Genomic DNA, 25412 nt, shown 5'->3' with positions numbered 1-25412 from the left:
TGATACTTTATTTAATTTCCGAGTGATAAATAATGAACAGTAAATAAAATAAAAGGTAGCTGAAATAATAAACGCAATTTTGCTGATGTCACGCGTAATGATGGTTTTTCTCTGTTAGGGGACGTATCGGTAATGATAGTTACCCGGCAGATCATAACCTGCCGGGTAACTGCCACCGATCTGTCAGGCGGTGAGTTTTTCTTCTGCCCACGCCAGACCGCTGTGGTATTCCTCTGGTAATAGAGGTGCCAGCGATTGCAGGGTGTGTTGCAATTGTGCGGTGTCCGACGACGGTAGATTGAGGTGTCCAACTTTGCGGCCAGGACGAACCTCTTTCTCATACCAGTGCAGATGTACCAGCGGCAGCGCCAGCCAGTCGATATTCACGTCAGTGCCGATCAGGTTGACCATCACCGACGGCGTTTCGACGACCGGTACCGGCAGCGGCAGATCCAGAATGGCGCGCAGATGGAGTTCAAACTGGCTGATCGACGCGCCATTTTGCGTCCAGTGTCCACTATTATGTACCCGTGGAGCCAACTCATTAATGAGCAGATGGTCGCCGACAATAAAGCATTCCATCGCCATCACGCCAACATAGCCTAGCGCATTCATAATCGCGGACAGCATCTGCTCAGCCTGCTGTTGCAATTGCGGATCAGGCTGAGGGAAAGCCACGCTGGTACGCAGAATGCCATCCTGATGCAGGTTATGGGTTAGCGGGTAGAACACGCATTTACCGTGCGTATTGCGGGCGCCAACCAGTGAGACTTCACCAGAAAAATTAATCCCTTGCTCAACAATACATTCACCGTAGCAGTCTGCGGGCAACGTCTGCTGCTCGCCGTTACGCAAGCGCCACTGCCCACGGCCGTCATAACCGCCGACGCGGCGTTTAACGATAGCGAGCTCACCTAATGAAGCAAAGACGTGTTGCCATTCATCGGCGCTGGCCAGCAATTGCCAGGGCGCGGTTGCCAGATTCAGCGAGTCCAGCAGCTGTTTTTGCGTCAGGCGATCGGCCAGACGTGGGAAAATATCACGGTTCGCAAACGCCGTGTGTTCAGCCAGTTCGCGGGTGAGGGCGGTTTCTGGCCAGCGTTCGATCTCAGCGGTAATCACACTGTTATGAAACGGAACCGATTCCGGCTCCGCATCCAGCCCAACGGGATAGACGGCAATCCCTAACGGTTCGCCTGCTTGACGGAGCATTCTGCCCAACTGACCATTGCCTAATACGCAGACCGGTTTCATGCCTCCTCCCGCGGATCGGGATGAGACAGCACATCATCCGTTTGCGCCTGACGCCAGTCTGCCAGACGAGCGGCGATACCATTATCATGTAGGGCGAGAATTTGTGCGGCCAGCAGAGCCGCATTCGCTGCGCCTGCCTTGCCGATTGCCAACGTGCCGACCGGGATACCACGCGGCATTTGAACGATGGAATACAGGCTGTCTACACCGCTCAGCGTTGAGCTTTGTACTGGCACGCCTAGCACAGGAACCAGCGTTTTCGCTGCCAGCATACCCGGTAGGTGTGCTGCGCCGCCTGCGCCAGCGATAATCACATCAAAACCATTTTGTGCCGCCTGCTCAGCGAAGCTGAACAGTTTATCCGGCGTCCGGTGTGCGGAAACGACTTCGGTATGAAAAGGAATGTTCAGCGTGGTGAGGATTTCCGCAGCAAACTGCATAGTGGCCCAGTCACTCTTTGAACCCATGACGATGGCAATTTTAGCCGGGGCAACGTTGGATGACATGCCTGTGACGCTCCTGTGATTGTACGTGTTCGTGACGCGGGTATACCAATATTGCGTCGGCCAGACGAGAGGGTCTGGCGTTGAGGGCGTAGAGCATATCACGCCATTATGGCGAGGAAAACGGTTGCGTATGCGGAAATACTGGGGAGATTAGGTGAGAGATTGTTAAGTCAATGGCAGAAAACGCATTAAAATGGGAAGGAAATCAGTTCGATATTTTGTGGCGTGACCTTAATCATCGAACCTTCCTCATGCCAGGCACCGAGAACGGCACGTCGGCCATAAGATTTGCCGAGATCAACCTGATGGATGGCTGGACGGTGTGTGTGGCCGTGGATCATCGTCTTCACCTGATAGTGCCGCAAGCGTTCAAGCACTTGCTCAGGATTCACATCCATAATCTGCTGAGACTTTTGCTGATTGGCCTGTTGGCTGCTGGCACGCATTTTAGCGGCTATCTTCAGACGCAGCGATAAAGGTAACAGCAGGAACAGTTGCTGAATGAACGGGTTGTGTACGCGGCGGCGAAATTTTTGATAGGCCGGATCGTCAGTACACAGGGTATCACCATGCAGAATGAGGATTTTTTGACCGTAGAGGTCAACGATATTTTCTGTCGGTAGCAGCGTCATTCCACTTTGTCTGGCGAAACGCTTGCCGATCAGAAAATCACGGTTACCGTGCACGAAGTAACAGGGAATGCCGAGCTGATGTAATGCATACAATTCAGCAGCGATGGTCGCATGCAGTGGTTGCGGATCGTCATCACCAATCCAGGCGTCGAAGAGGTCACCAAGAATGTAAAGCGCATCGGCATGAATCGCCTCATGGCGTAAAAAACGCAGAAAACCGGCGGTAATCGCCGGTTCATGAAGACTTAAATGCAGATCGGCAATAAACAGCGTTGCCATGCAGGCCGGATTATTCGCTGACCGTTACGTGGGTGATCACCACGTCTTCTTTCGGTACGTCTTGGTGCATGCCGCTGCGGCCGGTTGCAACGCCTTTGATTTTATCAACAACGTCCATACCTTCAGTCACTTCGGCGAATACGCAGTAGCCCCAACCATCGGCACGCTCTGAACGGAAGTTCAGGAAATCGTTATCAATGAGGTTGATAAAGAACTGGGCAGTAGCAGAATGTGGATCGTTGGTACGAGCCATCGCCAGCGTGCCACGGGTATTTTTCAGGCCATTGTTGGCTTCATTTTTGATTGTCGCATTGGTTTCTTTTTGATCCATGCCAGCAGCGAAGCCACCGCCCTGAATCATAAAACCATTAATCACGCGGTGAAAAATCGTGTTGTCATAAAAACCGCTGCGGCAGTAGTTCAGGAAGTTTTCTACAGTAACCGGCGCCTTGTCTGCAAACGTGTTAATAACGATATCGCCGTGGTTGGTATGAAGCGTAATCATAATAATGAACCCTAGATAGCCTTAGTGATAAGAGTGCAGTTCACAAAATACGGTGAACAACAAGAGCGCTGTTATAGCATAACTGGTCGATTGAGTCAGTATTTCGGTCTTTCTGCGCGTTTGCTGGCGGTTGGTGTGATGAAAAAGCCGTATAAAAATGTTTACTACTCATATTTAGGCAATCGTCGGGGAAAATGTACTGTGGTCAAGTATGCATCGATGATGGCTTAATCACGCAAAGCAGGCTTTTGAAAACAAATAAATTGATTAAATGCACAGTTAATGGTTAATTAATTTGAATGAAAATTTTGTTGCCCTAGATCAATGTTTTGCGTAATCAACGTATTCTTTTTTTTCAGCTCAGATTAATCTGAGAGTCATTCTTATTACCCATAAATACCTCTAAATGGATAGGTGGATCATGCTGGATAGTATTAATCGAGTATTAGATAAGCCCGATTTCGGCAAATTGTTCTTGCGCGTATCTTTCAGCGTTTTGATGTTGTTCCACGGGTGGCACAAGCTGCACGGCGGGATTGGTTTTATTGAGGGGATGTTGACTAATGCCGGACTCCCAGCCTTTGTGGGCTACGGTGTTTATGTCGGTGAGATCATCATACCAATCATGATGATTCTCGGCATTTTTACACGTCCTGCCGCACTGATCTTCTCTTTCACTATGTTTGTCGCGTCATTGCTGGTGCATTCTGGTGATTTCCTGTCTCTGGAAAAAACGGGTGCGTGGGCAGTTGAAGGCGCGGCTGTCTTCTTCTTTGCGGGTATCGCTATTGCCTTGCTCGGTAGCGGAAAATACTCAGTGATGTCGAATCCACGTTGGCGCTGATTGTTTTTGTCAGCAGGTTATTTTTTCGTCAGTAACGCCGATTGTGTGAAATGGCCCGGGAAATCCGGGCCATTTCATTTTTATCCTTTCTCGCTTATTCCCTCTTCTTAACCTTGCAATACAGTAGGGTTCAGGTTTCAATACGCCGTTGGGGTATAAACCCTGAATGTATTGATATTGCTGACGCTAACTGCCACTGTGATTGACCTATCGTGTGAACACGATGTTTTTGTGAACACCACTCTTGTGAAACCATTTTTTTGTGAAAACCATTTTTTATAAAAACACTGGAACGCCCTGATGCTAAAGATTTTTAATACGCTGAGTCGCCAAAAAGAGGAATTTAAACCCATCCACGCCGATCAGGTGGGAATGTATGTGTGTGGCATCACCGTTTATGACCTGTGTCATATCGGTCATGGACGTACTTTCGTGGCGTTTGATGTGGTGGCGCGGTATTTGCGGTATCTGGGGTATTCACTGAAATATGTGCGTAATATCACCGATATTGACGACAAAATTATTAAACGTGCAATCGAAAATGGGGAAACCAGTGACCAACTGACAACCCGCATGATTGCAGAGATGCATGCTGATTTTGATGCCTTGAATATCCTGCGTCCTGATGCTGAACCGCGTGCGACGCACCATATTACCGATATCATCGAAATGGTGGAAACGTTGATTACCCGTCGCCACGCCTATGTGGCGAGCAATGGCGATGTGATGTTCTCCGTTGATACTGCGTCGGGCTACGGTGTGCTGTCTCGTCAGGATCTCGATCAGTTACGGGCTGGCGCGCGTGTTGAAATTACAGAAGTGAAACGTAACCCGATGGACTTTGTGCTGTGGAAAATGTCCAAACCGGGTGAGCCTCACTGGTCTTCTCCGTGGGGAGAAGGGCGCCCCGGCTGGCACATCGAATGTTCAGCCATGAACTGCAAACAGCTGGGTGAGCACTTTGATATTCACGGCGGCGGTTCAGATTTGATGTTCCCGCACCACGAAAATGAGATTGCACAATCCTGCTGTGCACACGATGGCCCGTATGTGAATTACTGGATGCATTCCGGTATGGTGATGGTTGACCGCGAAAAGATGTCAAAGTCGCTCAACAATTTCTTCACCGTGCGTGACGTGCTGGCGTATTACGACCCTGAAACTGTGCGTTACTTCCTGATGTCAGGCCACTATCGTAGCCAGTTGAACTACAGTGAAGATAACCTGAAACAGGCGCGTGCGGCGTTAGAACGCCTGTATATCGCACTGCGCGGAACGGATCCCAGCGTTGAAGCGCACGGCGGTGACGAGTTTGAAGCGCGTTTCCACGACGCGATGGATGATGATTTCAACACGCCTGAAGCTTACTCGGTGCTATTTGATATGGCGCGCGAAGTTAACCGCCTGAAAGCGGAAGATGTGCAGGCGGCGAATCAACTGGCATCTACACTGCGTAAACTGTCTGGCGTGCTCGGCCTGCTGGAACAGGATCCTGAGCAGTTCCTGCAAAACGGTGCGCAGGTGAATGATGACGAAGTGAAAGAAATCGAAGCATTAATCCAACAGCGTAAAGATGCACGCGCGACCAAAGACTGGGCGCTGGCGGATCAGGCGCGCGATCGGTTGAATGAGATGGGGATCGTGCTGGAAGACGGCCCGCAGGGAACGATCTGGCGCCGTAAGTAGTAAATACCGTTTCTCTCAATAAACACATTTTCAGCTAATAAAAAGCCCGCGATTATTCTTCTGCGGGCTTTTTTTTCGGCATCATTGACGTTGTAAGGGCTACTCGGCGACAGTTACGGTCTCGCCGTTGAACTGAACGGTTTGCCCAGCGACGATTTTGCAGCGCTTGCGTGTTTCCGTCTGGCCGTCAACAGTTACGTCGCCTGCGGCGATAGCCAGTTTAGCCGTCGCTCCGCTTTCGCTCCAGCCCAGCAATTTCAAGAGATCGCACAGTTCAACGTACGGATGTTTTTCAAGATTAAAGGTTGCCATAAATTCCTGCTTATTCGTGTTTGACTCGCCAATTATTCGGCGTGGTCATGGTACTCTTCGCACGCCTGTAGCGTGTTTTGAATCAGTGTGGCAACAGTCATAGGGCCGACGCCGCCCGGTACAGGGCTGATATAAGACGCTCTTTCCTGCGCTGTTTCAAATTCTATATCGCCGACGACTTTACCGCTTTCCAGACGGTTGATACCCACGTCCAGCACGATTGCGCCTGGTTTAATCCATTCGCCAGGGATAAAGCCCGGTTTACCCACCGCGACAACCAGCAGGTCGGCGTTTTCAATATGGTGGCGCAGGTTTTTGGTGAAGCGGTGCGTGACGGTAGTAGTACAGCCCGCCAGCAACAGTTCCAGACTCATCGGACGGCCAACAATATTGGATGCGCCGACGACAACGGCATTCAGCCCAAAAGTATCGATATTATAACGCTCCAACAGCGTGATGATACCGCGTGGTGTACAGGCACGCAGCAGCGGCGCACGCTGGCACAGACGGCCCACGTTGTAAGGGTGGAAGCCATCAACATCTTTATCTGGGGCGATACGTTCGATCACTTTGGTGTTATCAATGCCTTCCGGCAGCGGGAGCTGAACCAGAATACCGTCAATCGTCTGGTCGGCGTTGAGCTGGTCGATAAGCGCTAACAGCTCTGATTCCGTTGTGGTGATGGGTAAATCATAAGAGCGGGAGATAAAGCCGACTTCTTCACATACCTTGCGCTTACTGGTGACATAAATCTGTGACGCTGGGTTCTCGCCAACCAGCACAACAGCCAGACCCGGTGCGCGTTTTCCTTCAGCCAAACGCTGCGTTACTCGTGCGGCAACTTCGTCTTTAACCTGCTGCGCAATCGTTTTACCATCAATAATCTTTGCTGCCATCTGAGATGAGACCCATCAATTGGAATACAGGGGGAGATGGCCGCTATTTTGTCAGAAGCTACGCGTGCTGTCAGGCATTGCGTCAACATTAATTCCAATTGTTCTCGCTATTCGCTGACCTCGAACCGGTTTTTACCACTATTTTTGGCGCGATACAGCGCGGCATCGGCAATATCAATAACGGATGCTGCTGTTGGTGGTGGGTTATCGACGCAGAACACATAGACACCGGCGCTAATGGTGACGATTTTCTCTGGGAACAGCGTCATTTCATGCGCGATTTTTTCCTCTCGCACTGAATTCAGCACGCGCTGAGCGAGCGTGGTGGCCCCTTGTTTATCCGTATCGGTAATGATGATGGCGAACTCCTCACCGCCATAGCGGGCGACTAAATCTTCTTTTCGCTTCGGCATTTTGCTCAGGGCGTTACCAATCTTGCGTAGGCACTCATCGCCGGCCACGTGCCCATAATGGTCGTTATATTTTTTGAAGGCGTCGACGTCGATCATGATCAGCGCCATACACTGCCGCGTTTCCGCAACCCGCAATAGGGTTTGTTGCAGGAAAATATCAAACTGGCGGCGGTTAGCTAAGCCTGTCAGGCCATCAAACAGCGCTAGCGTTTGTAAGGTGTGGTTAACCGATGTGAGCTCATCACGTACGATGGTTAAATCGATCTGATTTTTCAAATTCATACGAATCTGTCTCAGCACGATCAAACCGAGCAGGATAATAGTGAATAGCAGAGTTAAGGTAATGGCACCGTAAACCAGACTGTCCGATTTCCATTTACTAAGAACCAATCCAAGATCGAAACCTGCGGCGATGACGATGGGGTAACGCTTTAATTTTGTGTAGCCATAAATGCGTTCGACATGGTCGAGCGTGGAGACAAACGTTGCTGTTCCGCTTTCCGACTGTTTCAGGTGTTCTGAAAATAGCGGGCCGCTCGACACATTTCGGTTGATATAAGAGTCGTCGTAAGGACGGCCGTACAGAATCCGGCCGTCGGAAAGCAGAATGGCAAGCACGTCCATATTCCCCATGGAGTAGTAGCCATAATACTGTTTGAAATAGTTCAGCGAGAGGGTGGCGAGCAGCACTCCGCTAAAGCTCCCGTCTGGCTTATTGATACGCATCGAGACCGGAATGATCAGATCGCCGGTAGATCGGCTCTGAATCACGCTGCCGATGTGCATGGCCTGACTGACGTTATTCTGGTGATACTTGAAATATTCTCTGTCGGCGTTATTCGCATTTGCCGGTTTTGCTATCCCAGAGTTCACCAACCATTCGCCTTTGTCGTCATAAATGAAGATGCCATGCAACTGTGGCAGCGTTGCCTTACGGCTCCTTAAAATATCGCCTAATCGGTTCAATTGTACGGACGATTGACCATCCTGCTCGATACGCTCTTGTAAATCTTGCAGCAATATGTCGACTTGTAAAAAAGTATCTTCGGCATGGCGTGCCAGCGACAGCGACAGATTTTTGGCGTTTCGCTCTGTGGAATCGATAAGCTGTTGGTGAGAATTGAATACTGCCCATCCGTTCAGTGCCACTACCGCCGTGATGATGAATAGCATAAATATAATCATCAATTTTTGCAGTGGCATTTGATACTGGCTGGCTTTTTCGCTCATGCTGGCCTTCATCGTCCTTCTCATCCTTAGCCAAAGAAATGACTGATGATAAGTGTAGACGCTCTTGCCATTTGCGCCGCTATTGATGAGGTTGGCTTATGTTTTTTTCTGTATCTCATTTTCGTGCTGCGATTGAATAGTCTTTTTTGTTATCAACGACGATGTTAAATACGGGATCGGTTTTATCCAACTGTAAAAGTAAATGACAAAGCGTTGCTTCATGCAAAGCCTTGTATGTGGTTTGTTTTCAGGCTAATTATTTGAAAGCGTGACAGGGTGTAAAAAAAATTTTATTTATCATTAAATACGCTATGTTTAATTGGCGTTTAATCGGAGTTGCTAATGATAATGGTATGGTGTTTCTGACATTTCGACTGATGAGTAAGAGGTGCCTTCGTGAATGATGAGATCATTAATCTCGATGGCTTAGCAGGAAATAAATTGAAATGTAACACCTCTATTCAGATGGAAAAATAAAAAAGATACTGCGGCGAAATAGAATTGCAGCCAGTTATGAAATAAAGAGCCCTTCATGAAAATAGCGATTAGCGGAACGGGATATGTCGGTTTATCGAATGGATTATTATTAGCACAACAGCATCAGGTTGTGGCGTTGGATATTGTGGCAGAAAAAGTAGCGTTGCTAAATCAACGAAAATCGCCGTTTAATGACGCTGAGATTGAACGCTTTTTACAGCATGAAACGCTGAATTTCTCGGCTACGCTGGACAAGCATGAGGCGTATGCTGATGCGCAGTTTGTGATTATTGCTACGCCGACGGATTACGATCCGCAAACCAACTATTTCAATACCTCATCGGTAGAGGCGGTCATTCGTGACGTGCTGGCGATTAATCCGCAGGCGATTATGGTGATTAAATCGACGGTGCCTGTTGGCTTCACCGAGAAAATCAGCCAGCAGTTCGATACGGATAACATCATTTTTTCGCCCGAGTTTTTACGTGAAGGAAAGGCGCTGCACGACAATCTTTATCCGTCGCGGATTGTGGTGGGTGAGCGGTCTGAAAGAGCGAGATTCTTCGCTAACTTATTGATATATTGTGCGTTAAAGAAAGATATTCGCGTTCTTTTTACCGATCCGACAGAGGCGGAAGCGATAAAGTTGTTTGCGAATACCTTTCTGGCGATGCGCGTGGCCTACTTTAATGAGTTGGATAGCTACGCCGAATCGCTGGGGTTGAATACCCGGCAGATTATTGAAGGCGTGTGTCTCGATCCTCGTATTGGCGATTACTACAACAATCCGTCTTTCGGCTACGGCGGCTACTGCTTACCGAAAGATACTCGACAGCTTTTGGCCAATTATCGTACCGTGCCGAATAACCTGATCAAGGCTATCGTGGATGCTAACCATACGCGGAAAGATTTCATTGCCGATACGATTATCCGCCGCCACCCTAAAACTGTCGGTGTCCATCGCCTCATCATGAAAGCGGGGTCGGATAATTTTCGCTTTTCCTCCATTCAGGGCATTATGAAAAGGATAAAAGCGAAAGGAATCAATGTGGTGATTTATGAACCTGGGATTGATGATGATAACTTTTTAGATTTCCCGATCGTGCATCAACTCGACAGTTTCAAACAACAGTGTGACATTATTATTACCAATCGTTATGCCGATGAATTAAAAGATGTGATAGGGAAAGTCTATACGCGAGACTTATTCGGCGAGGATTGATTTCTTGTCGTAAATCAATAAATCGATATTTTTATTCGATATTGGACTATTCGTAAAAAGTTCACTTTTGCATTGTAATTAACTATGTCTTTTTTGTGGCTTCGCCATTTCGTGTGGCTTATCTATGATTTTATGATTATCGCAATAAATTAAGGTTGGCTTAAGGCTTCATTATTTAGACTACTGAATAATGATTTATCGCCATTATTTATTTTGGGAATACCTTATGACGGATTTTTTGCCTTTTTCCCGCCCGACCATGGGCGACGAGGAAATTGCTGCCGTGGCAGAAGTATTACGTTCTGGCTGGATAACCACGGGGCCGAAATGTCAGCAGTTAGAGCAGGCTTTTTGCCAGCAGTTTGGGTGCCGACAGGCGATTGCGGTTAGCTCCGCGACGGGCGGAATGCACGTTACGCTGATGGCGCTCGGCATTGGCCCCGGTGATGAGGTTATTACGCCGTCTCAGACCTGGGTTTCAACCGTCAATATCATCACGCTATTGGGTGCGGAACCGGTGATGGTGGATGTGGATCGGCATACGTTGATGGTGCGATCGCAGGATATTGAAGCTGCCATTACGTCGAGGACCAAAGCGATTATTCCCGTGCATTACGCCGGTGCGCCTACCGATCTGGATGCGCTGCGCGCACTCAGTGAACGCTATGGCATTCCGCTCATTGAGGATGCGGCGCATGCCGTCGGTACGCAATACCGTGGTGAGTGGATTGGTGCGCGTGGAACCGCCATTTTCTCGTTTCACGCGATTAAAAATATCACCTGTGCGGAAGGTGGCATGGTGGTGACGGATGACGAAGCACTCGCCGAGCGTATACGCAGTCTGAAATTTCACGGGCTGGGTGTGGATGCGTTTGACAGGCAGTTACAGGGGCGCAAGCCGCAGGCCGAAGTGGTGACGCCGGGGTTTAAATACAATCTGGCGGATATCAATGCGGCTATTGCGCTGGTCCAACTGGATAAACTCCCTGCGATCAACGCCCGCCGTCAGCAGCTTGCCGCGCGTTATCTCACTCAGTTGCACTCGCTGCCGCTTCAGCCGCTGGCTGTCCCTGACTATCCCCATTTGCACGCCTGGCACCTGTTTATGGTGCGCGTGGACGAAACGCAGTGCGGTATTTCACGCGATGATCTGATGGCGGCGCTGCAAACACATGGCATTGGCACCGGGCTGCATTTCAGAGCGGTGCATACGCAGAAATATTACCGTGAGCGCTACCCGCATTTGCACCTGCAGGAAACGGAGTGGAATTCGGCGTCGCTCATGACGCTGCCGCTGTTCCCCGATATGCAAGACAGCGATGTCGATCGCGTCGTCGCGGCGTTAACCTCGATTCTGGAGTCTGTTCGTGATTGATGACATCAAAAATGTTTCTGTTGTGATTCCCGTTTATAACGAAGAAGAGAGCCTACCGGTGCTGATTGAACGCACGCTGGCGGCTTGTCGGAAGATCGGTAAACCCTGGGAAATTATTCTGGTTGATGACGGCAGCAACGATCGTTCAGCGGAACTGTTAACCGAGGCGGCGAGCGACCCGGAAAAGCACATTATCGCCGTGTTGCTGAATCGCAACTATGGCCAGCATTCGGCCATCATGGCCGGATTCCAGCAGGCAGTAGGCGATGTGGTGATTACGCTGGATGCTGATTTGCAGAACCCGCCGGAGGAAATCCCGCGGCTGGTGGAGTATGCGTCGCAAGGGTATGACGTGGTTGGCACCGTGCGGGCAAATCGACAGGATTCGCTGTTTCGCAAACTGGCCTCGAAAACCATCAATATGATGATTCGCCGCTCAACGGGGAAATCCATGGCGGATTACGGCTGCATGTTGCGTGCTTATCGCCGCCACATTGTCAGCGCGATGCTGCGCTGCCACGAACGCAGCACCTTTATTCCTATCCTTGCCAACACGTTCGCACGAAAAACCATCGAGATCGACGTGTTGCACGCCGAGCGGGAGTTTGGCACGTCCAAATACAGCTTTCTGAAGCTGATTAATCTGATGTACGACCTGCTGACCTGCCTGACGACGACGCCGCTGCGTATTCTCAGCCTGATTGGTAGCGTCGTCGCGCTGTCGGGTTTCCTGCTGGCACTGCTGTTGATTGGCTTGCGTCTGTTTTTCGGCGCGGAGTGGGCGGCAGAGGGCGTGTTCACGCTGTTTGCTGTGCTGTTCATGTTTATCGGCGCGCAGTTCGTTGGGATGGGGCTATTGGGCGAATACATTGGTCGTATCTATACCGATGTGCGTGCCCGTCCACGCTATTTTGTGCAAAAGACAGTGAGTGCGGCAACGCCACTGACCACCAGTTTACGGGATGAAGAAGAATGAAAGCGATAGTATTTGCCTACCATGATATCGGCTGTGTGGGTCTTGAAGCGTTAGCGTTAGCGGGCTATGAGATTCAGGCGGTGTTCACGCACAGCGATGCTCCGGGCGAGAACCACTTCTACGCCTCGGTGGCGAAAACGGCTGCCGGGATGGATGTTCCGGTATTTGCACCAGAAGATATTAACCATCCGCTCTGGGTGAATCGTATTCGGGAACTGGCACCCGATGTTATTTTTTCTTTCTATTACCGCACGATATTAAGCGATGACATTCTTCAGTTACCGTCGTTTGGCGCATTTAATCTGCACGGCTCACTGCTGCCGCGCTACCGTGGGCGAGCTCCCGTTAACTGGGTGTTGGTGAACGGAGAAACGCAAACGGGCGTTACGCTGCACAAGATGGTTTCCCGTGCTGATGCGGGTGATATCGTCGCGCAGTCTGTGGTGGCGATTGACGATGAAGATACCGCGCTGACTTTGCATGGAAAATGTCGTACCGCCGCAGCCACTTTGCTGGCGCAGCAGTTACCGCTGATTCGCTCGCGTGAGATTGCGCTGACGCCACAGGATGACAGCCAGGCCAGCTATTTCGGTCGTCGCACGGCCGCAGATGGTCTGATCGACTGGCAAAAAAGCGCCCATGAGATCAACAACCTGATTCGCGCGGTGACGGAACCCTATCCGGGGGCGTTTACGTTTCTCGGTGAGCGCAAGGTGATTATCTGGCGCGCCCGTGTGGTTAAAAACAACCGTGTGAACGTTAATCATCCACATGGCGGTGATGCGGGATCGATTATTTCGACTTCGCCGCTGGTGGTGTCCTGTGGTGAAGACGCGCTTGAGATCGTCAGCGGACAGAGTGAAGCCGGGCTGTATATGTCGGGTAGCCGACTGGCGGCGGAAATGGGCATGGTGCCACAGGCGCGGCTGGGTAACCTCGCCAGCCGTGTGCAACGACGCCGCACGCGTGTGCTGATCCTCGGTGTGAACGGTTTTATCGGTAACCACCTGACCGAGCGCCTGCTGCGCGACGATCGCTATGAGATCTACGGGCTGGACATCAGCTCTGATGCCATCGCGCGTTTTCTTGGCGATCCGCGTTTCCATTTTGTGGAAGGTGATATCAGCATTCATAACGAATGGATCGAATACCACATCAAGAAATGCGATGTCATTCTGCCGCTGGTAGCGATTGCAACGCCTATCGAATACACCCGTAACCCGCTGCGCGTATTCGAGCTGGATTTCGAAGAGAATCTGAAAATTGTGCGCGACTGCGTACGCTACAACAAACGCATCGTTTTCCCGTCTACCTCAGAAGTGTACGGCATGTGTGACGACAAAGAGTTTGATGAAGACACCTCACGCTTGATTGTCGGGCCGATCAACAAGCAGCGCTGGATCTACTCCGTATCCAAGCAACTGCTGGATCGGGTGATCTGGGCGTACGGCGCCAAAAACGGCCTGCGCTTCACGCTGTTCCGTCCGTTTAACTGGATGGGGCCACGTCTGGACACGCTGGACGCCGCGCGGATCGGCAGCTCGCGTGCCATTACTCAACTGATCCTCAATCTGGTGGAAGGATCGCCGATCAAGCTGGTGGACGGCGGGGCGCAGAAACGCTGCTTTACCGATATTCACGACGGCATTGAAGCGCTATTTCGCGTTATCGAAAATCGCAACGGTCAGTGTGACGGGCAGATTATCAATATCGGCAATCCGCATAATGAAGCCAGCATCCGCGAACTGGGCGAAATGCTGCTCACCAGCTTTAATGCTCACCCGTTACGTGACCGTTTCCCGCCGTTTGCCGGATTTATTGACGTGGAAAGCAGCAGCTATTACGGCAAAGGCTATCAGGATGTGGCGCACCGCACGCCGAGCATTCGCAACGCCAAACGCCTGCTGGAATGGGAACCGACGGTGAAGATGGAGCAAACCGTCGCGGAAACGTTGGACTATTTTCTGCGTACCGTTGACGTCCCGCACACCGCTGATGCCACGGATACGCAGGGATGACGCGCGTTGGCCTGCGAATTGATGTCGATACCTGGCGCGGTACGCGGGACGGCGTACCCGCGCTGCTGAAGGTGCTGGCGGAGTTTGATATCCAGGCGAGTTTCTTTTTTAGCGTCGGGCCGGACAACATGGGGCGTCACCTGTGGCGTCTGCTGCGCCCACGTTTCTTATGGAAGATGCTGCGCTCCAACGCGGCCTCGCTCTACGGCTGGGATATCTTGCTGGCTGGCACGGCGTGGCCGGGGCGTCATATCGGCGCACGGTTTGGCTCGTTAATCCGCCAGACGCACGACGCCGGGCATGAAGTGGGGCTACATTCCTGGGATCATCACGGCTGGCAGGCGAATGTCGCCCGCTGGTCGGATGCGCAGCTGGCAGCGCAGTTCCATGAAGGCATGGATGCGTTAACGCAGATTCTGCCATCGCCAGTGCGCTGCTCCGCCGTAGCGGGCTGGCGAGCTGATGCACGCGTCGTTGAAATGAAGCAGCGCTGGAATCTGGACTATAACAGTGACTGTCGCGGCACCCAGCCTTTTCGGCCACGACTGAAAAATGGGGGGCTTGGCACGACGCAGATCCCCGTAACGCTGCCGACCTATGATGAGGTTATTGGTGAGCGCGTGAGTGACGGCGAATTCAACGACTTTATTCTCGACGCAATCGAGCAGGATCGGGGCGTGCCGGTGTATACCATTCACGCAGAGGTTGAAGGAGGCGCGAAATTGGCGCTGTTCCGTCAGTTACTGCTTCTTGCCCGTCAGCGGCACATCGAATTTTGTCCACTTTCCTCGTTACTGCCTGATGATTCGACTACGTTGCCCGTCGGGCGGATTGAACGCGCGCCGTTTCCCGGACGGGAAGGGTGGCTTGGCGTGCAAACGGAAGAATAAATAAAGCAGGAGACAGCATGGAAAAAAGCATGATCAAGCTGAAAAGTACTGTGATAGTGGTGTTGTTTGCTTTGCTCTACCTGCTGCCGCTTAACGGTCGCTGGCTGTGGTCGCCGGATGAAACTCGCTATGCCGAAATCAGCCGTGAGATGCTTCAGCGCGGCGATTGGATTGTGCCGCATTTGCTGGATATTCGCTATTTTGAGAAACCTGTCGCGGGCTACTGGCTGAATAACATGAGCCAGTGGTTACTAGGTCATACCAATTTTTCCGTGCGCTTTGCCTCGGTGTTTTCTACTGCGCTGAGTGCGCTGCTGGTATTTTGGCTAGCGATGATGCTGTGGAAAAACCAGCGCACGGCGCTGCTGGCGGCGACGATCTATCTGACGTCACTCCTTGTTTATGGCATTGGTACTTACAGTGTGCTCGATCCGATGGTGACGCTCTGGATGACAGCGGCGCTGTTCAGCCATGCGATGATTCTACGGGCAAAACTGACGCGTGAACGGCTGTTGGCCTGGGGGTTGATGGGGTTAGCCTGCGGTATGGGGTTCATGACCAAAGGCTTTCTGGCGCTGGCGTTGCCGGTGATCAGCGTGCTGCCCGTGGCGCTGGCGCAAAAGCGTATCAAGGAACTGCTGCTGTTCGGGCCGTTGGCGATTGTTGTCGCGGTGCTGCTGAGTGCGCCGTGGGCGCTGGCGGTGCACGCACGAGAAGCTGATTACTGGCATTACTTTTTTTGGATTGAACATATCCAGCGTTTTGCTGAAGACGATGCGCAGCATAAGGCACCGTTCTGGTATTACCTGCCGTTTCTGATTGTGGGGACATTCCCCTGGCTGGCGCTGTTGCCGGGCGCGTTACGCAGCGGTTGGACTGAACGGAAAGTGAACCCAGAGCGGTTCTTCTTGCTGTGTTGGATGGTGATGCCGCTGCTGTTTTTCAGCATCGCCAAAGGTAAGTTGTTGACCTACATTCTGCCGTGCTTTGCACCACTGGCGCTGCTGATGGCGGCGTGGATTTCCGGACTGGCCCCCGTAGTGCGCGAGCGTCTATTGCGCATCAATAGCTGGCTCAATATTGTTTTTGGCGGCGTGTTGGGGCTTGCGGTTGCCGCGCTTGGCCTTGGCATCATCGTGCCGCATTTCTATCAACCGGGAGAAGGCCTTACCATCATATCGGGAATCGTCTGCTTTATCGGTTGGATAGCCTTTGCTGCTGTTAGCTTGAGGAAACAGCAGACGTGGGGCTATCTGGTGGCGGGCTGTCCGCTCTTTCTGGCGCTGCTCGTTGGCGGGAGTATTCCGGCGAGTGTGGTTGATTCCAAGAATCCCCAAACCTTTATTCGTAGCCACCAGCCGTTGCTTGAAGACAGCCGCTATGTGCTTAGCGACGAAGTGGGGCTGGCTGCCGGACTGGCGTGGGAACTGAAGCGCAGTGATATCACCTTATTTAAGGCGCGTGGCGAACTGAACTATGGGCTGGACTATGCTGATGCTGCCGATCGCTTTGTGGATGAGGGCGCTTTCCCCGCTTGGCTTGCCGATAAACGACGTAGCGGAAATGTCGCGCTGGTGCTGAAGACCGACAGAGACAGTGATGACGAATATCGTAATCTGCCCGCCCCTAATCAGTTGAGAAAATCGCACCGCTATGTGCTGCTGTTTTATAAGCAGGTCGTGCCATGAGTTATTTATTGGTTGCCATCGTCTGTCTGTTGACCAGCTTAGGGCAACTGTGCCAGAAACAGGCGGCAGAATGCTGGCGGCGTTTGCCCGTGGCTCAGCGTCAACGGGTGACGTTCGGATGGCTGATGTTGGCGGCATTGCTGCTGGGTATTGGGCTGCTGCTGTGGCTTTTGGTTTTGCAACATCTCCCGCTCGGCGTGGCGTACCCGTTGCTGAGCATCAATTTTGTTCTGGTTACGCTGCTGGCGCACTATGGGTTTGGCGAACGCGTGGATAGGCATCACTGGTGGGGCATTGCGCTGATTGTCATCGGTATCTATCTGATGCAGGGGGAGTGATGACGAACAAGGGATATTTTTGGGTCGTTGCCAGCCTCGTGTTGGCTAGTGCCGCCCAGGTATTAATGAAAAGCGGGATGCTGGCGCTGCCGAGCATTTCCATGACGCACTGGCCATCGCTCAGCACGCTGATGGCGGGCTGGCCTGTTGTCGCGGTGCTGGTCGGGATTATCTGCTACGGCCTGTCGATGGTGTGCTGGTTCATGGTGCTACGCTATTTACCGCTAAGCCGTGCCTACCCGCTGATTAGTCTGAGCTATGCGGTGGTCTACCTTGCTGCGGTTTTTCTGCCGTGGCTGAATGAACCGATGAGCCTGCGTAAAAACCTCGGCGTTCTGATTATTCTTCTCGGGGTTTGGCTGGTTAGCCGCGACGCACAGGCGACGAAGTAAACCGCCTGTGCTTGTGCCTGCGAGGGATATTATTGACTGAAAACGTGTGCGGCACCGTTCACGCTTAGGCTAACCTGTTGGCCGACGATGAAAGCGGCGTGACTGACGGTTTTAAGTTCAATGACATCGGCTTCTGCGTTGTGGATGCGTAGCGTCAGTGTAGAGACGAAGCCGGAAAACTCGACGTTGCGGATAGTGGCACGCATATGTGCCGTGCTCGTTATCTCGGTATCCTGAATCGTTATCTGCTCCGGCCTGAGCATGATTCTTACTCGACCGTTTGCCGTTGGGCGATCTACTGCGATGCGCCCAAGCAGGCAGTCAGCCTTACCACCGTCAATCTGTGCATTGAGAATCAGCGTTTCACCGAGGAAAGTGGCGATGTCTTCACTGTTGGGCTGGTGGTAGAGCGCCCAGGGGGAACCCGATTGCGACAGTTGACCCTCACGCATGACGACCACCCTATCGGCAAAAGACAGCGCTTCCCCCTGATCGTGTGTCACCAGAATCGAAGCCACGTTAGCCTGCTGCAATACGTCCATTACCGCCTTACGGGTGGCGGCACGCAGTCCGGTGTCCAGCGCGGAAAACGGTTCATCCAGCAGCATCAACGCAGGGCGCTGCGCCAGCGCGCGGGCCAGTGCGACACGCTGCTGTTGACCACCGGAAATTTCATGCGGTGAGTGTTTCTGTAAATGCGTGGGAAGCGAAACCAGCGCCATCAATTCATCTACGCGTTTTTGTTTTTCCGCTTTCGAGCCTTTGAGCCCAAAGGCGATGTTGTCCGCGATGCAGAGATGCGGAAACAGCGCGCCGTCCTGCGGGACATAGCCAATTCTGCGCTGATGGGCAGGGACGGAGAACCCGTTATCGCAGAGCGTTTGGCCGTTTAGCGTAATGACGCCGGTATCCGGTGTTTCGAACCCGGCAATCAGGCGCAGCAGGGTGGTTTTCCCTGAACCGGATGGGCCGACAATCGCCGTGCGACGGCTGTTTTCTAACGTTAAATGAATGTCAGACAGCACGGTGCGTCCGTTAAAGCTTTTACTGACGCGATGAAGTTCCAACATGATTATCGCCCCGCTATTTTTTGTGATTGCGTGTAGAGAAACCAGGTCCACGGCAGCGACAGTAAGACCAGAATAAGCGCGTAGGGTGCCGCCGCAGGATAATCGATCTCACTGGTTAGCGCCCAAAACCCGGTCGCCAGCGTGCGCGTGCCGTTGGGTGCCAGCAGCAGCGTGGCGGTTAGCTCGTTGATGATCGCCAAAAAAACAAGCGTTGCCCCCGTGGCGACGCCGGGCGCCGCCAGCCGGATGGTCACGGTCATTAGCGTCTGTAAGGGTGAACGTCCCAGACTGGCCGCGACCTGTTCCAACTCCACCGGTGCCTGTGCTATTCCTGCGCGCAGGTTAACCAGCGCCCGTGGCATGAACATCAACAGATAAGCCAGCAGCACGGTGAACTCAGTCTGGTAGAGCGGTCTGATGGCGTGAATCGTGGTAGTTACCAGCGCCAGCGCGACGACGATACCCGGCAGAGAACTGGTGATGTAATTGCACCCTTCCAAAAACCGATACAGGCGATTAGGGTGGCGGATGGTCAGCCAGGCCATCGGGATCGCTGCCAGCGTCGTCAGCACAGCACCGCTCAGCGCCAGCGTCATGGTCTGGCGAAACGCATCAAGCAACTCACGCCGTTGCCACACTTCCCAGCCGCCAAAACCTAGCCAGCGAAACAGCGTAATAAAAGGCACGCCGAGCGTCAGCAGCACCAGCGTTGTCAGTAACAGCAGCGCCAGCGAGAGAGAAAGTGGTGACAAGCAAATCGGTGTGACAACCTGCGGCGCGCCGGAACCCACGTGAGCATAGCGCGTGACGCCACGCACGCGGGCATCCGCACACAGCAGAAACAGGCACAGCAACGCCAGTACACCGGCCAGCATGTTGGCTGCTGGGCCATTAAACGTTGACTGAAACTGATCGAAGATTGCGGTGGTAAAGGTATCGAAGCGGATCATGGCGAACAGGCCATACTCCGCCAACAGATGCAGAGCGATCAGCAGCAACCCGCCGCCGATGGCCAGTTTTAACTGCGGCAACACCACGCGGAAAAATACGGTAATAGGTGGCACGCCCAGCGTAGCCGCGACATCTTCCAGCGCGGGGTTAAGACGCCGAAGCGTCGCCGCGCAGGGTAAATAAAGAAACGGTAAATAGGCGACGACGGATAAAAATACGCCAGCCGGTAAGCCATGCAGACCGGGGGCGGTACTGATCCAAGCATAGCTTTGTACAAATGCGGGAATCGCCAGTGGCGCGGTGAGCAACAGGGACCACAGGCGTCGAGCGGGCAGGGTGGTTCGTTCCGTCAGCCAGGCTAACAGCACGCCCAGAATCGTACAAATCGGCAGCGTCAGGACAACCAGCAGCACCGTATTTGTCAGAAGCTCGCCAACGCGTGGGCGGAATAACAAGGCACGAGCCGTTTCCCAGCCGGTATCAATACTTACGCCAATCACAAAGCCCAGCGGGACAAAGCCCAGCAGGGATAATACCAGAGCGACGATCGCAAGCAACGCGACAGGCTTGCGTAATGGCGGAGAGGAGGCGGTGGAGGTCGTGGTTTCGCTGTAGCTAACGTTTGTCATGCTGCCTGCAGTTGCCTCGTCAGGACGATATTCTTAGACGGTGAAGCCGCGTTGAGCGGCCATTCTTATGATAATTCGTCAGGGCGAAAATGCCCTGACGAAGGCGCTATCATTACAATCTATTCGCTACAATCTATCCGTTACAACAAGCCAGCCTGCGTCATCAGATCTACGACTTTTTTGCTGTTGAGCTTGGCGGCATCAACTTTTGGTGCGTCCAGATCTTTCAGCGGAACCAATTTGTCGTTTGAGAGCGCATTGACGCCAACCGCATATTCAAACGCATCGTTGGTGCGCAAGATTTCCTGACCGGGTTTGCCCGTGATCCATTTGATAAAGGCCTGAGCGTCTTTCGCATGTTTACTGGATGCCAGCACGCCGCCACCGGAAATGCTGACAAACGCGCCCGGATCCTTGTGCTTGAAGTAGTACAGCTGGGTGTTGTTACTGTTTTCGCCGGTTTTAGCCTGATCGACAAAACGGTAATAGTGGAAGATCACGCCGCTATCAATCTGGCCCGCGTTCACCGCTTTCATTACCGTGCTGTTACCTTTGTAGGCAGTGAAGTTCTCTTTCATGCCTTTCAGCCATTCCTGCGTGGCTTTCTCACCTTTCTGCTCTAGATAGGCGCTGACGATGGCCTGAAAATCCGCACCGGACGGAGATGCGGCCCAGCGGCCTTTCCATTCAGGCTTCGCCAGATCGGCTAAGGATTTCGGTAGTTGTGCATCGGTAAATTTGGTCGGGTTGTAGACAAATACGGTAGAGCGCGCGGCAATCCCTACCCAGCGCCCGTGGGACGGACGATAATCAGGTGCTACCTGAGCGAGAGTGGCTTTGTCCAACGGAGCAAAGAGGTCGGCATTATCGACAAGCACCATCGACGGTGAGTTTTCGGTCAGAAACACATCGGCAGGGGACGATTTTCCTTCCTGCACAAGTTGGTTGCCCAATTCGGTGTCGCTGCCGCTGCGTAACGTCACCTTGATGCCCGTTTCTTTGGTAAAACCGTCAACCCAGGATTTCACCAGGTTTTCATGTTGGGCATTGTAAATCACAATCCCTTCATCGTTTTCTGCTGCATTTGCCGATGCGCTGAGAGTCAGGCCGGAAGCTAATAAAACGGCAGAACTCAGTAATCCAAAACCAAGCTTCATATTATTTACCCTTATCAATACCTGTCGTGTTTGCGTATTGCTGACCTACATGGGTGCCCCCGCGTTGCTCATAATAGCCAGGCTATTTAGCGACACAGGCCGAGATGTAGTGGCAGTCGGAAAAGAATTCTACATATCGATAATAATAATGATAGTTATTATTATTTCGCTTTCTTAAGGTTAAATTAAGGTTCCGGTGAATGTGACGTTTCGGTTATGACTTTATTTCAGCGCGTGTCACGGTGTGAAATTGTATAAATTCATCGATTAAAAAATAGGTCGATATGTTTGCGAAATTTATTTCATCGGAAATGAGACATAACGTCATGATTTACAGCAACAAATTATGATTAATCATCTATATTTACTGTGCAGGCTGTGAGTAGCGATACAACAAATGCACCGTATTTCTTCGGTGTCACGTGCGCTTGTCTGCAATTTGGGGTTAATTGGCCGACAAAAAGGTGACACAGCAACTGATATTCGGGGGATGGAAAAATGGATGTAGAAACGCGGATGATTGAGCTTATCGTTAAATCTGGCGAAACACGTTCCTGCGCAATGGAAGCACTTAGAGCAGCTCGCCGGGGCGAGTGGGATCACGTCGATGAACTATTAAAAATGGCTGCGGTGGCGCTGAATCGGGCGCAATTGATCCAGACCGGATTTATTGGCTATCAGAGTAAGGAAAAAACCAATCTCGAACTTATTGTGGTGCATGCACAGGATCATCTGATGAATGCGATGCTGTGCCGTGAACTGGCTGAAGAGATTATTGAACTCAGGAAAGATGTATCTGGCGTCAATATGCACATGCGCTAACCGTATTACTGAGCAAATGAAAAGCCATTCAGCTTCTCGCTGAGTGGCTTACCCCTAAGATGTGCAACTCTTCTTTATCGCGACTTCCCGTACTGCTCGTCGCTGACTTTTTCCAGCCATTCGACCGGGCTGCCGTTAAGCGATTCGGCAATAGCAATGTGGGTCATGGCGGTTTGTGCCGTCGCACCGTGCCAGTGTTTTACGCCTTCGGGTATCCAGACGATATCACCCTGATTGATCTCCTGAATCTCGCCATCCCATTCCTGAAGCCAGCCTCGACCCTGCGTGACGATCAGCGTCTGGCCGAGTGGATGGGTATGCCATGCCGTGCGGGCACCGAGTTCAAAAGTTACTGTTGCGCCGCCAACCCGAGCGGGGGAGGTGCTCTGGAAGGGCGCATCAATGCGTACGTTGCCGGAAAAATAGCTGTCTGGGCCAGGCTGGGACGGGTGTGAACCACTGCGGGTAATTTTCAATTTTTCCTCCTTGCTGGAAAGCGTAGTTGTTATTGAAAGATTCGCTGTGATTGAAAAATTCAGTGTTGATGAAAGACAGCGACTATGAAAACGTTACTGCGATTTATGGGGAAGTACCAGAGGGTAAAATCAGAAAGAGGCTATGAATTATATTCATTAATTACGCGGAGGAATGTAGCGCATATTATTCATCATTGCTTATTTTTAGTGTGAAACCGCCGATTATTGGCGGTTTCACATGGATATCATTCATGAGTTTGTATAATAGATAAAAGTTGATGTACCACTATTTGGACACTCTGATGTTAAAAGAAAATTTTAATGACCTTATTTCGTTCCTCGTGGTGGCAAGAGAACGCAGTTTTACCAAGGCAGCGGCGAAGCTCGGGCTTTCTCAGTCGGCGTTAAGCCATTCTATTCGTGGCCTTGAAGAGCGTCTTGGTGTGCGATTGCTGACCCGAACCACGCGCAGCGTCGCACCGACGGAAGCGGGGGAGAAATTGGCGCATAGCCTCGGCCCGCGTTTCGCGGATATTGAAAGCGAACTGATTGCGCTGGGCGACATGCGGGATAGACCCGCGGGGAATATTCGCATCACTGCGGGGGAGCACGCGGTTGATTCGATATTATGGCCGATGTTAAAGCCATTTTTAGCGAATTATCCCGATATTAACATCGAAATTACGATGGATAACGCTTTGACAGATATCGTTGTCGGCCGTTTTGATGCGGGCATTCGCTTGGGTGAACAGGTGGCAAAAGACATGATCGCTGTTCGTATCGCACCTGAAATGAGTATGGTGGTGGTCGGTTCCCCTAACTATTTCGCACGCAACCCTGTCCCTATAACACCGCAGGATTTGCAGCATCACCGCTGTATTAACATGCGTCTGCCGACGATGGGTGGCATCTATGCGTGGGAGTTTGAAAAAAGTGGTCGGGAAATCAAGGTGCGAGTTGAGGGCCAACTGACGATGAATAGCCTGCGCCAGCGGATCGATGCCGCACAAATCGGACTGGGTCTGGCCTATGTGCCGGAAGATTCAGTGCGAGATGACATTGCCAGCGGTCGCCTGATTCAGGTACTGACGGAATGGTGCCCACCATTCCCAGGGTACTATCTGTATTATCCCAGCCGCAAACAGCATACCACCGCCTTTTCACTGTTTGTGGAGGCGCTGCGCTATCCGCGTTAGCAACGCGGAGATAACCCGTTGGTTAAGAGGCGCTGGCAGAATGTTGTTATCGACCTCATTCATGAATCGCGGTGTGTGATGTGGTACGTTAGGGAAAGAAAAAGCGCTTCTGATGGGGAAGGTTGCGGGGTTACTCATTTTGAATATTCAAGGAGATGAAATGTATTCTGATAACAATAAAACATTTGTAGACGTTTTTTCCGGCGAATTTAGCGTGAACGATAATACCTGGAGCCTTGACGCCGTGCGGTGGAGTTTTGTTGAGAAAGAAAAAATTATTGCCAGCCTGAAAGGGAAAATGAGGAGCGGCCCGTTTGAGGCAGAAATAACGTTATTATGGCGAGAAGAGATTGGGGGATATTTTGGCAAAGGCGCGATAACCTATCATAACTTCGGCCCAAAATATAAACACAATGAATTCTCAGTGGAAATTGGATGTTTAGATGTTTATATAGAAGAAGATATTTGTGTTATAAAAAAGCAAAGTGGATTGAGAATGAGCGCCCTTATTTATTCTATGGTGAATTGGAACAGGTGATGAATTGACGCGAATAGCCGCCTTTTGTGATGAAGTTTGCTATTTTCCAGCGTTATTGCTTAGGGGAGTAGGTTTATTCTTGCGTAATCCCCTGTCCAATAAAAATAAGTTTGAGCTTAGCTGAACTCTGATAAAAAAACTGTCGCGTTAATGCCTTGACTGCTCACACTGATTTTTTAACTTCATCATTTCCGCTGGTGGCAAGGGGGCCGTCATCATCAAGCGATACTTCATACACTCCGGCGTTTCATCCGTGGGGGATTTTTTCGCATTGGAGGAACAGGCGGTAACAAACAGGGTTATCAAGGCGATCAATAGCCGATGGATAGTAGCCTGACGGTATTTCATACATTCTCCTGTTAGCTTTTTGTATACATTACCGCTCAGCGCTGTTCAATTCCATACGTTATGGAAAAGATAGATGCAAATAGCATAGTTCACGGCCCAATAGCTTGTCGTTTTGGCACCCTGCCATCCTGCACTTTTCTGAATCGAATCCGCCGTGCGCAAGAATACAAAGGTGTTCTTTGGCTGACTTTACCTCTTTATCTGAAGGTAATGATTCGGTATCCCGAACCTTTAAGGCGAATAGGGAGGAGGGGGATGCTTCTGGCGTGCACTCGATGTACCATGCTTGCCC

25 protein-coding genes are annotated in these 25412 nt (G+C 51.5%); 13 read left to right on the top strand and 12 right to left on the bottom strand.

Translation table 11 applies throughout. From position 1 onward, the window contains the following. Positions 1-183 precede the first annotated feature (183 nt). The 4 genes from purK to ppiB all read right to left on the bottom strand — a co-directional run bounded on the left by purK (position 184) and on the right by ppiB (position 3176). Positions 184-1254: a 5-(carboxyamino)imidazole ribonucleotide synthase gene (purK, locus tag GZ59_RS15255; protein WP_039292944.1), complete on the bottom strand. Its 1071-nt coding sequence runs from the start codon at positions 1252-1254 to the stop codon at positions 184-186. Continuing rightward, complete coding sequence (gene purE, locus GZ59_RS15250) at positions 1251-1760, bottom strand: 5-(carboxyamino)imidazole ribonucleotide mutase (RefSeq protein ID WP_039292942.1); 510 nt, start codon at positions 1758-1760, stop codon at positions 1251-1253. Before purE ends, purK begins: the two co-directional genes overlap by 4 nt. 188 nt (positions 1761-1948) lie before the next feature. Then, on the bottom strand, positions 1949-2671 hold the full coding sequence (gene lpxH / locus GZ59_RS15245) for a UDP-2,3-diacylglucosamine diphosphatase (RefSeq protein ID WP_039292939.1): 723 nt from the start codon (positions 2669-2671) through the stop codon (positions 1949-1951). A 10-nt stretch (positions 2672-2681) separates the two neighbouring features. After that, positions 2682-3176: a peptidylprolyl isomerase B gene (gene ppiB, locus GZ59_RS15240; RefSeq protein ID WP_011094676.1), complete on the bottom strand. Its 495-nt coding sequence runs from the start codon at positions 3174-3176 to the stop codon at positions 2682-2684. Positions 3177-3597: 421 nt separating this feature from the next. Between ppiB and GZ59_RS15235 the strand changes: the two genes are divergently transcribed. Further along, positions 3598-4020 (top strand): DoxX family protein, encoded by a 423-nt coding sequence (locus GZ59_RS15235; protein ID WP_039292936.1) that lies wholly within the window; start codon positions 3598-3600, stop codon positions 4018-4020. A gap of 300 nt (positions 4021-4320) precedes the next feature. Continuing rightward, entirely contained in the window at positions 4321-5706 is a 1386-nt protein-coding gene (gene cysS / locus GZ59_RS15230; RefSeq protein ID WP_039292931.1) for a cysteine--tRNA ligase, read from the top strand. Positions 5707-5805: 99 nt separating this feature from the next. On the opposite strand, the gene ybcJ is transcribed toward cysS, so the two are convergent. The 3 genes from ybcJ to GZ59_RS15215 form a co-directional block, all read right to left on the bottom strand. Then, positions 5806-6018, bottom strand: a complete 213-nt coding sequence (gene ybcJ / locus GZ59_RS15225; RefSeq protein WP_039292928.1) for a ribosome-associated protein YbcJ — start codon at positions 6016-6018, stop codon at positions 5806-5808. Between the two features lie 32 nt (positions 6019-6050). Then, on the bottom strand, positions 6051-6914 hold the full coding sequence (gene folD / locus GZ59_RS15220; RefSeq protein WP_039292925.1) for a bifunctional methylenetetrahydrofolate dehydrogenase/methenyltetrahydrofolate cyclohydrolase FolD: 864 nt from the start codon (positions 6912-6914) through the stop codon (positions 6051-6053). Positions 6915-7021: 107 nt separating this feature from the next. After that, positions 7022-8569 carry a sensor domain-containing diguanylate cyclase gene (locus GZ59_RS15215; RefSeq protein ID WP_039292922.1) on the bottom strand — a complete coding sequence of 516 codons (1548 nt, stop codon included), beginning with the start codon at positions 8567-8569 and terminating at the stop codon, positions 7022-7024. Between the two features lie 520 nt (positions 8570-9089). On the opposite strand from GZ59_RS15215, the gene GZ59_RS15210 reads away from it, so the two are divergent. The 8 genes from GZ59_RS15210 to arnF all read left to right on the top strand — a co-directional run bounded on the left by GZ59_RS15210 (position 9090) and on the right by arnF (position 17933). Continuing rightward, positions 9090-10256 carry a nucleotide sugar dehydrogenase gene (locus tag GZ59_RS15210; RefSeq protein WP_039292919.1) on the top strand — a complete coding sequence of 389 codons (1167 nt, stop codon included), beginning with the start codon at positions 9090-9092 and terminating at the stop codon, positions 10254-10256. Positions 10257-10482: 226 nt separating this feature from the next. Then, on the top strand, positions 10483-11631 hold the full coding sequence (gene arnB / locus GZ59_RS15205) for a UDP-4-amino-4-deoxy-L-arabinose aminotransferase (RefSeq protein WP_039295154.1): 1149 nt from the start codon (positions 10483-10485) through the stop codon (positions 11629-11631). Continuing rightward, a complete protein-coding gene (gene arnC / locus GZ59_RS15200) occupies positions 11624-12607 on the top strand; it encodes an undecaprenyl-phosphate 4-deoxy-4-formamido-L-arabinose transferase (protein WP_011094668.1) in 984 nt (327 codons plus the stop codon). The genes arnB and arnC overlap by 8 nt, the downstream gene beginning before the upstream one ends. Next, positions 12604-14625, top strand: a complete 2022-nt coding sequence (arnA, locus tag GZ59_RS15195) for a bifunctional UDP-4-amino-4-deoxy-L-arabinose formyltransferase/UDP-glucuronic acid oxidase ArnA (protein ID WP_011094667.1) — start codon at positions 12604-12606, stop codon at positions 14623-14625. Before arnC ends, arnA begins: the two co-directional genes overlap by 4 nt. After that, positions 14622-15515 carry a 4-deoxy-4-formamido-L-arabinose-phosphoundecaprenol deformylase gene (gene arnD / locus GZ59_RS15190; protein ID WP_011094666.1) on the top strand — a complete coding sequence of 298 codons (894 nt, stop codon included), beginning with the start codon at positions 14622-14624 and terminating at the stop codon, positions 15513-15515. Before arnA ends, arnD begins: the two co-directional genes overlap by 4 nt. Positions 15516-15532: 17 nt before the next feature. Next, a complete protein-coding gene (gene arnT / locus GZ59_RS15185; RefSeq protein WP_011094665.1) occupies positions 15533-17203 on the top strand; it encodes a lipid IV(A) 4-amino-4-deoxy-L-arabinosyltransferase in 1671 nt (556 codons plus the stop codon). Continuing rightward, entirely contained in the window at positions 17200-17541 is a 342-nt protein-coding gene (arnE, locus tag GZ59_RS15180) for a 4-amino-4-deoxy-L-arabinose-phosphoundecaprenol flippase subunit ArnE (protein WP_011094664.1), read from the top strand. The genes arnT and arnE overlap by 4 nt, the downstream gene beginning before the upstream one ends. Further along, positions 17541-17933 carry a 4-amino-4-deoxy-L-arabinose-phosphoundecaprenol flippase subunit ArnF gene (gene arnF / locus GZ59_RS15175; protein WP_011094663.1) on the top strand — a complete coding sequence of 131 codons (393 nt, stop codon included), beginning with the start codon at positions 17541-17543 and terminating at the stop codon, positions 17931-17933. The genes arnE and arnF overlap by 1 nt, the downstream gene beginning before the upstream one ends. Before the next feature lie 29 nt (positions 17934-17962). Here arnF and GZ59_RS15170 read toward each other — a convergent pair whose 3' ends face one another. From GZ59_RS15170 to GZ59_RS15160, 3 genes are all read right to left on the bottom strand, one after another. After that, a complete protein-coding gene (locus GZ59_RS15170; RefSeq protein ID WP_011094662.1) occupies positions 17963-19003 on the bottom strand; it encodes an ABC transporter ATP-binding protein in 1041 nt (346 codons plus the stop codon). A gap of 2 nt (positions 19004-19005) precedes the next feature. Then, positions 19006-20583, bottom strand: coding sequence for an ABC transporter permease (locus GZ59_RS15165; RefSeq protein WP_011094661.1), 1578 nt, complete (start codon positions 20581-20583; stop codon positions 19006-19008). Between the two features lie 140 nt (positions 20584-20723). Next, positions 20724-21740 (bottom strand): iron ABC transporter substrate-binding protein, encoded by a 1017-nt coding sequence (locus GZ59_RS15160; protein ID WP_011094660.1) that lies wholly within the window; start codon positions 21738-21740, stop codon positions 20724-20726. 498 nt (positions 21741-22238) lie between these two features. Here GZ59_RS15160 and GZ59_RS15155 point away from each other — a divergent pair, with 498 nt between their 5' ends. Further along, on the top strand, positions 22239-22562 hold the full coding sequence (locus GZ59_RS15155; protein ID WP_011094659.1) for a PTS sugar transporter subunit IIA: 324 nt from the start codon (positions 22239-22241) through the stop codon (positions 22560-22562). Positions 22563-22636: 74 nt separating this feature from the next. On the opposite strand, the gene GZ59_RS15150 is transcribed toward GZ59_RS15155, so the two are convergent. Further along, on the bottom strand, positions 22637-23038 hold the full coding sequence (locus GZ59_RS15150) for a (R)-mandelonitrile lyase (protein ID WP_011094658.1): 402 nt from the start codon (positions 23036-23038) through the stop codon (positions 22637-22639). A gap of 302 nt (positions 23039-23340) precedes the next feature. Between GZ59_RS15150 and GZ59_RS15145 the strand changes: the two genes are divergently transcribed. Together GZ59_RS15145 and GZ59_RS15140 are read left to right on the top strand one after the other, a co-directional pair. Next, positions 23341-24234, top strand: coding sequence for a LysR family transcriptional regulator (locus GZ59_RS15145; protein WP_011094657.1), 894 nt, complete (start codon positions 23341-23343; stop codon positions 24232-24234). A 160-nt stretch (positions 24235-24394) separates the two neighbouring features. Beyond that, on the top strand, positions 24395-24772 hold the full coding sequence (locus GZ59_RS15140) for a hypothetical protein (RefSeq protein ID WP_235213960.1): 378 nt from the start codon (positions 24395-24397) through the stop codon (positions 24770-24772). A gap of 147 nt (positions 24773-24919) precedes the next feature. Here GZ59_RS15140 and GZ59_RS15135 read toward each other — a convergent pair whose 3' ends face one another. Next, a complete protein-coding gene (locus tag GZ59_RS15135; RefSeq protein WP_011094655.1) occupies positions 24920-25120 on the bottom strand; it encodes a hypothetical protein in 201 nt (66 codons plus the stop codon). Positions 25121-25412 lie beyond the last annotated feature (292 nt).

The sequence above is a fragment of the Pectobacterium atrosepticum genome, from assembly GCF_000740965.1.
Taxonomy (GTDB): domain Bacteria; phylum Pseudomonadota; class Gammaproteobacteria; order Enterobacterales; family Enterobacteriaceae; genus Pectobacterium; species Pectobacterium atrosepticum.
Note: the sequence above shows the minus strand (reverse complement) of the source record. Positions and strands in the feature narration are given on the sequence as shown.

Excerpts from the sequence above, each read along its gene's own strand:
- purK (WP_039292944.1), bottom strand. The coding sequence starts at position 1,254 with ATGAAACCGGTCTGCGTATTAGGCAATGGTCAGTTGGGCAGAATGCTC.
- purE (WP_039292942.1), bottom strand. The coding sequence starts at position 1,760 with ATGTCATCCAACGTTGCCCCGGCTAAAATTGCCATCGTCATGGGTTCA.
- lpxH (WP_039292939.1), bottom strand. The coding sequence starts at position 2,671 with ATGGCAACGCTGTTTATTGCCGATCTGCATTTAAGTCTTCATGAACCG.
- ppiB (WP_011094676.1), bottom strand. The coding sequence starts at position 3,176 with ATGATTACGCTTCATACCAACCACGGCGATATCGTTATTAACACGTTT.
- GZ59_RS15235 (WP_039292936.1), top strand. The coding sequence starts at position 3,598 with ATGCTGGATAGTATTAATCGAGTATTAGATAAGCCCGATTTCGGCAAA.
- cysS (WP_039292931.1), top strand. The coding sequence starts at position 4,321 with ATGCTAAAGATTTTTAATACGCTGAGTCGCCAAAAAGAGGAATTTAAA.
- ybcJ (WP_039292928.1), bottom strand. The coding sequence starts at position 6,018 with ATGGCAACCTTTAATCTTGAAAAACATCCGTACGTTGAACTGTGCGAT.
- folD (WP_039292925.1), bottom strand. The coding sequence starts at position 6,914 with ATGGCAGCAAAGATTATTGATGGTAAAACGATTGCGCAGCAGGTTAAA.
- GZ59_RS15215 (WP_039292922.1), bottom strand. The coding sequence starts at position 8,569 with ATGAAGGCCAGCATGAGCGAAAAAGCCAGCCAGTATCAAATGCCACTG.
- GZ59_RS15210 (WP_039292919.1), top strand. The coding sequence starts at position 9,090 with ATGAAAATAGCGATTAGCGGAACGGGATATGTCGGTTTATCGAATGGA.
- arnB (WP_039295154.1), top strand. The coding sequence starts at position 10,483 with ATGACGGATTTTTTGCCTTTTTCCCGCCCGACCATGGGCGACGAGGAA.
- arnA (WP_011094667.1), top strand. The coding sequence starts at position 12,604 with ATGAAAGCGATAGTATTTGCCTACCATGATATCGGCTGTGTGGGTCTT.
- arnD (WP_011094666.1), top strand. The coding sequence starts at position 14,622 with ATGACGCGCGTTGGCCTGCGAATTGATGTCGATACCTGGCGCGGTACG.
- arnT (WP_011094665.1), top strand. The coding sequence starts at position 15,533 with ATGGAAAAAAGCATGATCAAGCTGAAAAGTACTGTGATAGTGGTGTTG.
- arnE (WP_011094664.1), top strand. The coding sequence starts at position 17,200 with ATGAGTTATTTATTGGTTGCCATCGTCTGTCTGTTGACCAGCTTAGGG.
- arnF (WP_011094663.1), top strand. The coding sequence starts at position 17,541 with ATGACGAACAAGGGATATTTTTGGGTCGTTGCCAGCCTCGTGTTGGCT.
- GZ59_RS15170 (WP_011094662.1), bottom strand. The coding sequence starts at position 19,003 with ATGTTGGAACTTCATCGCGTCAGTAAAAGCTTTAACGGACGCACCGTG.
- GZ59_RS15165 (WP_011094661.1), bottom strand. The coding sequence starts at position 20,583 with ATGACAAACGTTAGCTACAGCGAAACCACGACCTCCACCGCCTCCTCT.
- GZ59_RS15160 (WP_011094660.1), bottom strand. The coding sequence starts at position 21,740 with ATGAAGCTTGGTTTTGGATTACTGAGTTCTGCCGTTTTATTAGCTTCC.
- GZ59_RS15155 (WP_011094659.1), top strand. The coding sequence starts at position 22,239 with ATGGATGTAGAAACGCGGATGATTGAGCTTATCGTTAAATCTGGCGAA.
- GZ59_RS15145 (WP_011094657.1), top strand. The coding sequence starts at position 23,341 with ATGTTAAAAGAAAATTTTAATGACCTTATTTCGTTCCTCGTGGTGGCA.
- GZ59_RS15140 (WP_235213960.1), top strand. The coding sequence starts at position 24,395 with ATGTATTCTGATAACAATAAAACATTTGTAGACGTTTTTTCCGGCGAA.
- GZ59_RS15135 (WP_011094655.1), bottom strand. The coding sequence starts at position 25,120 with ATGAAATACCGTCAGGCTACTATCCATCGGCTATTGATCGCCTTGATA.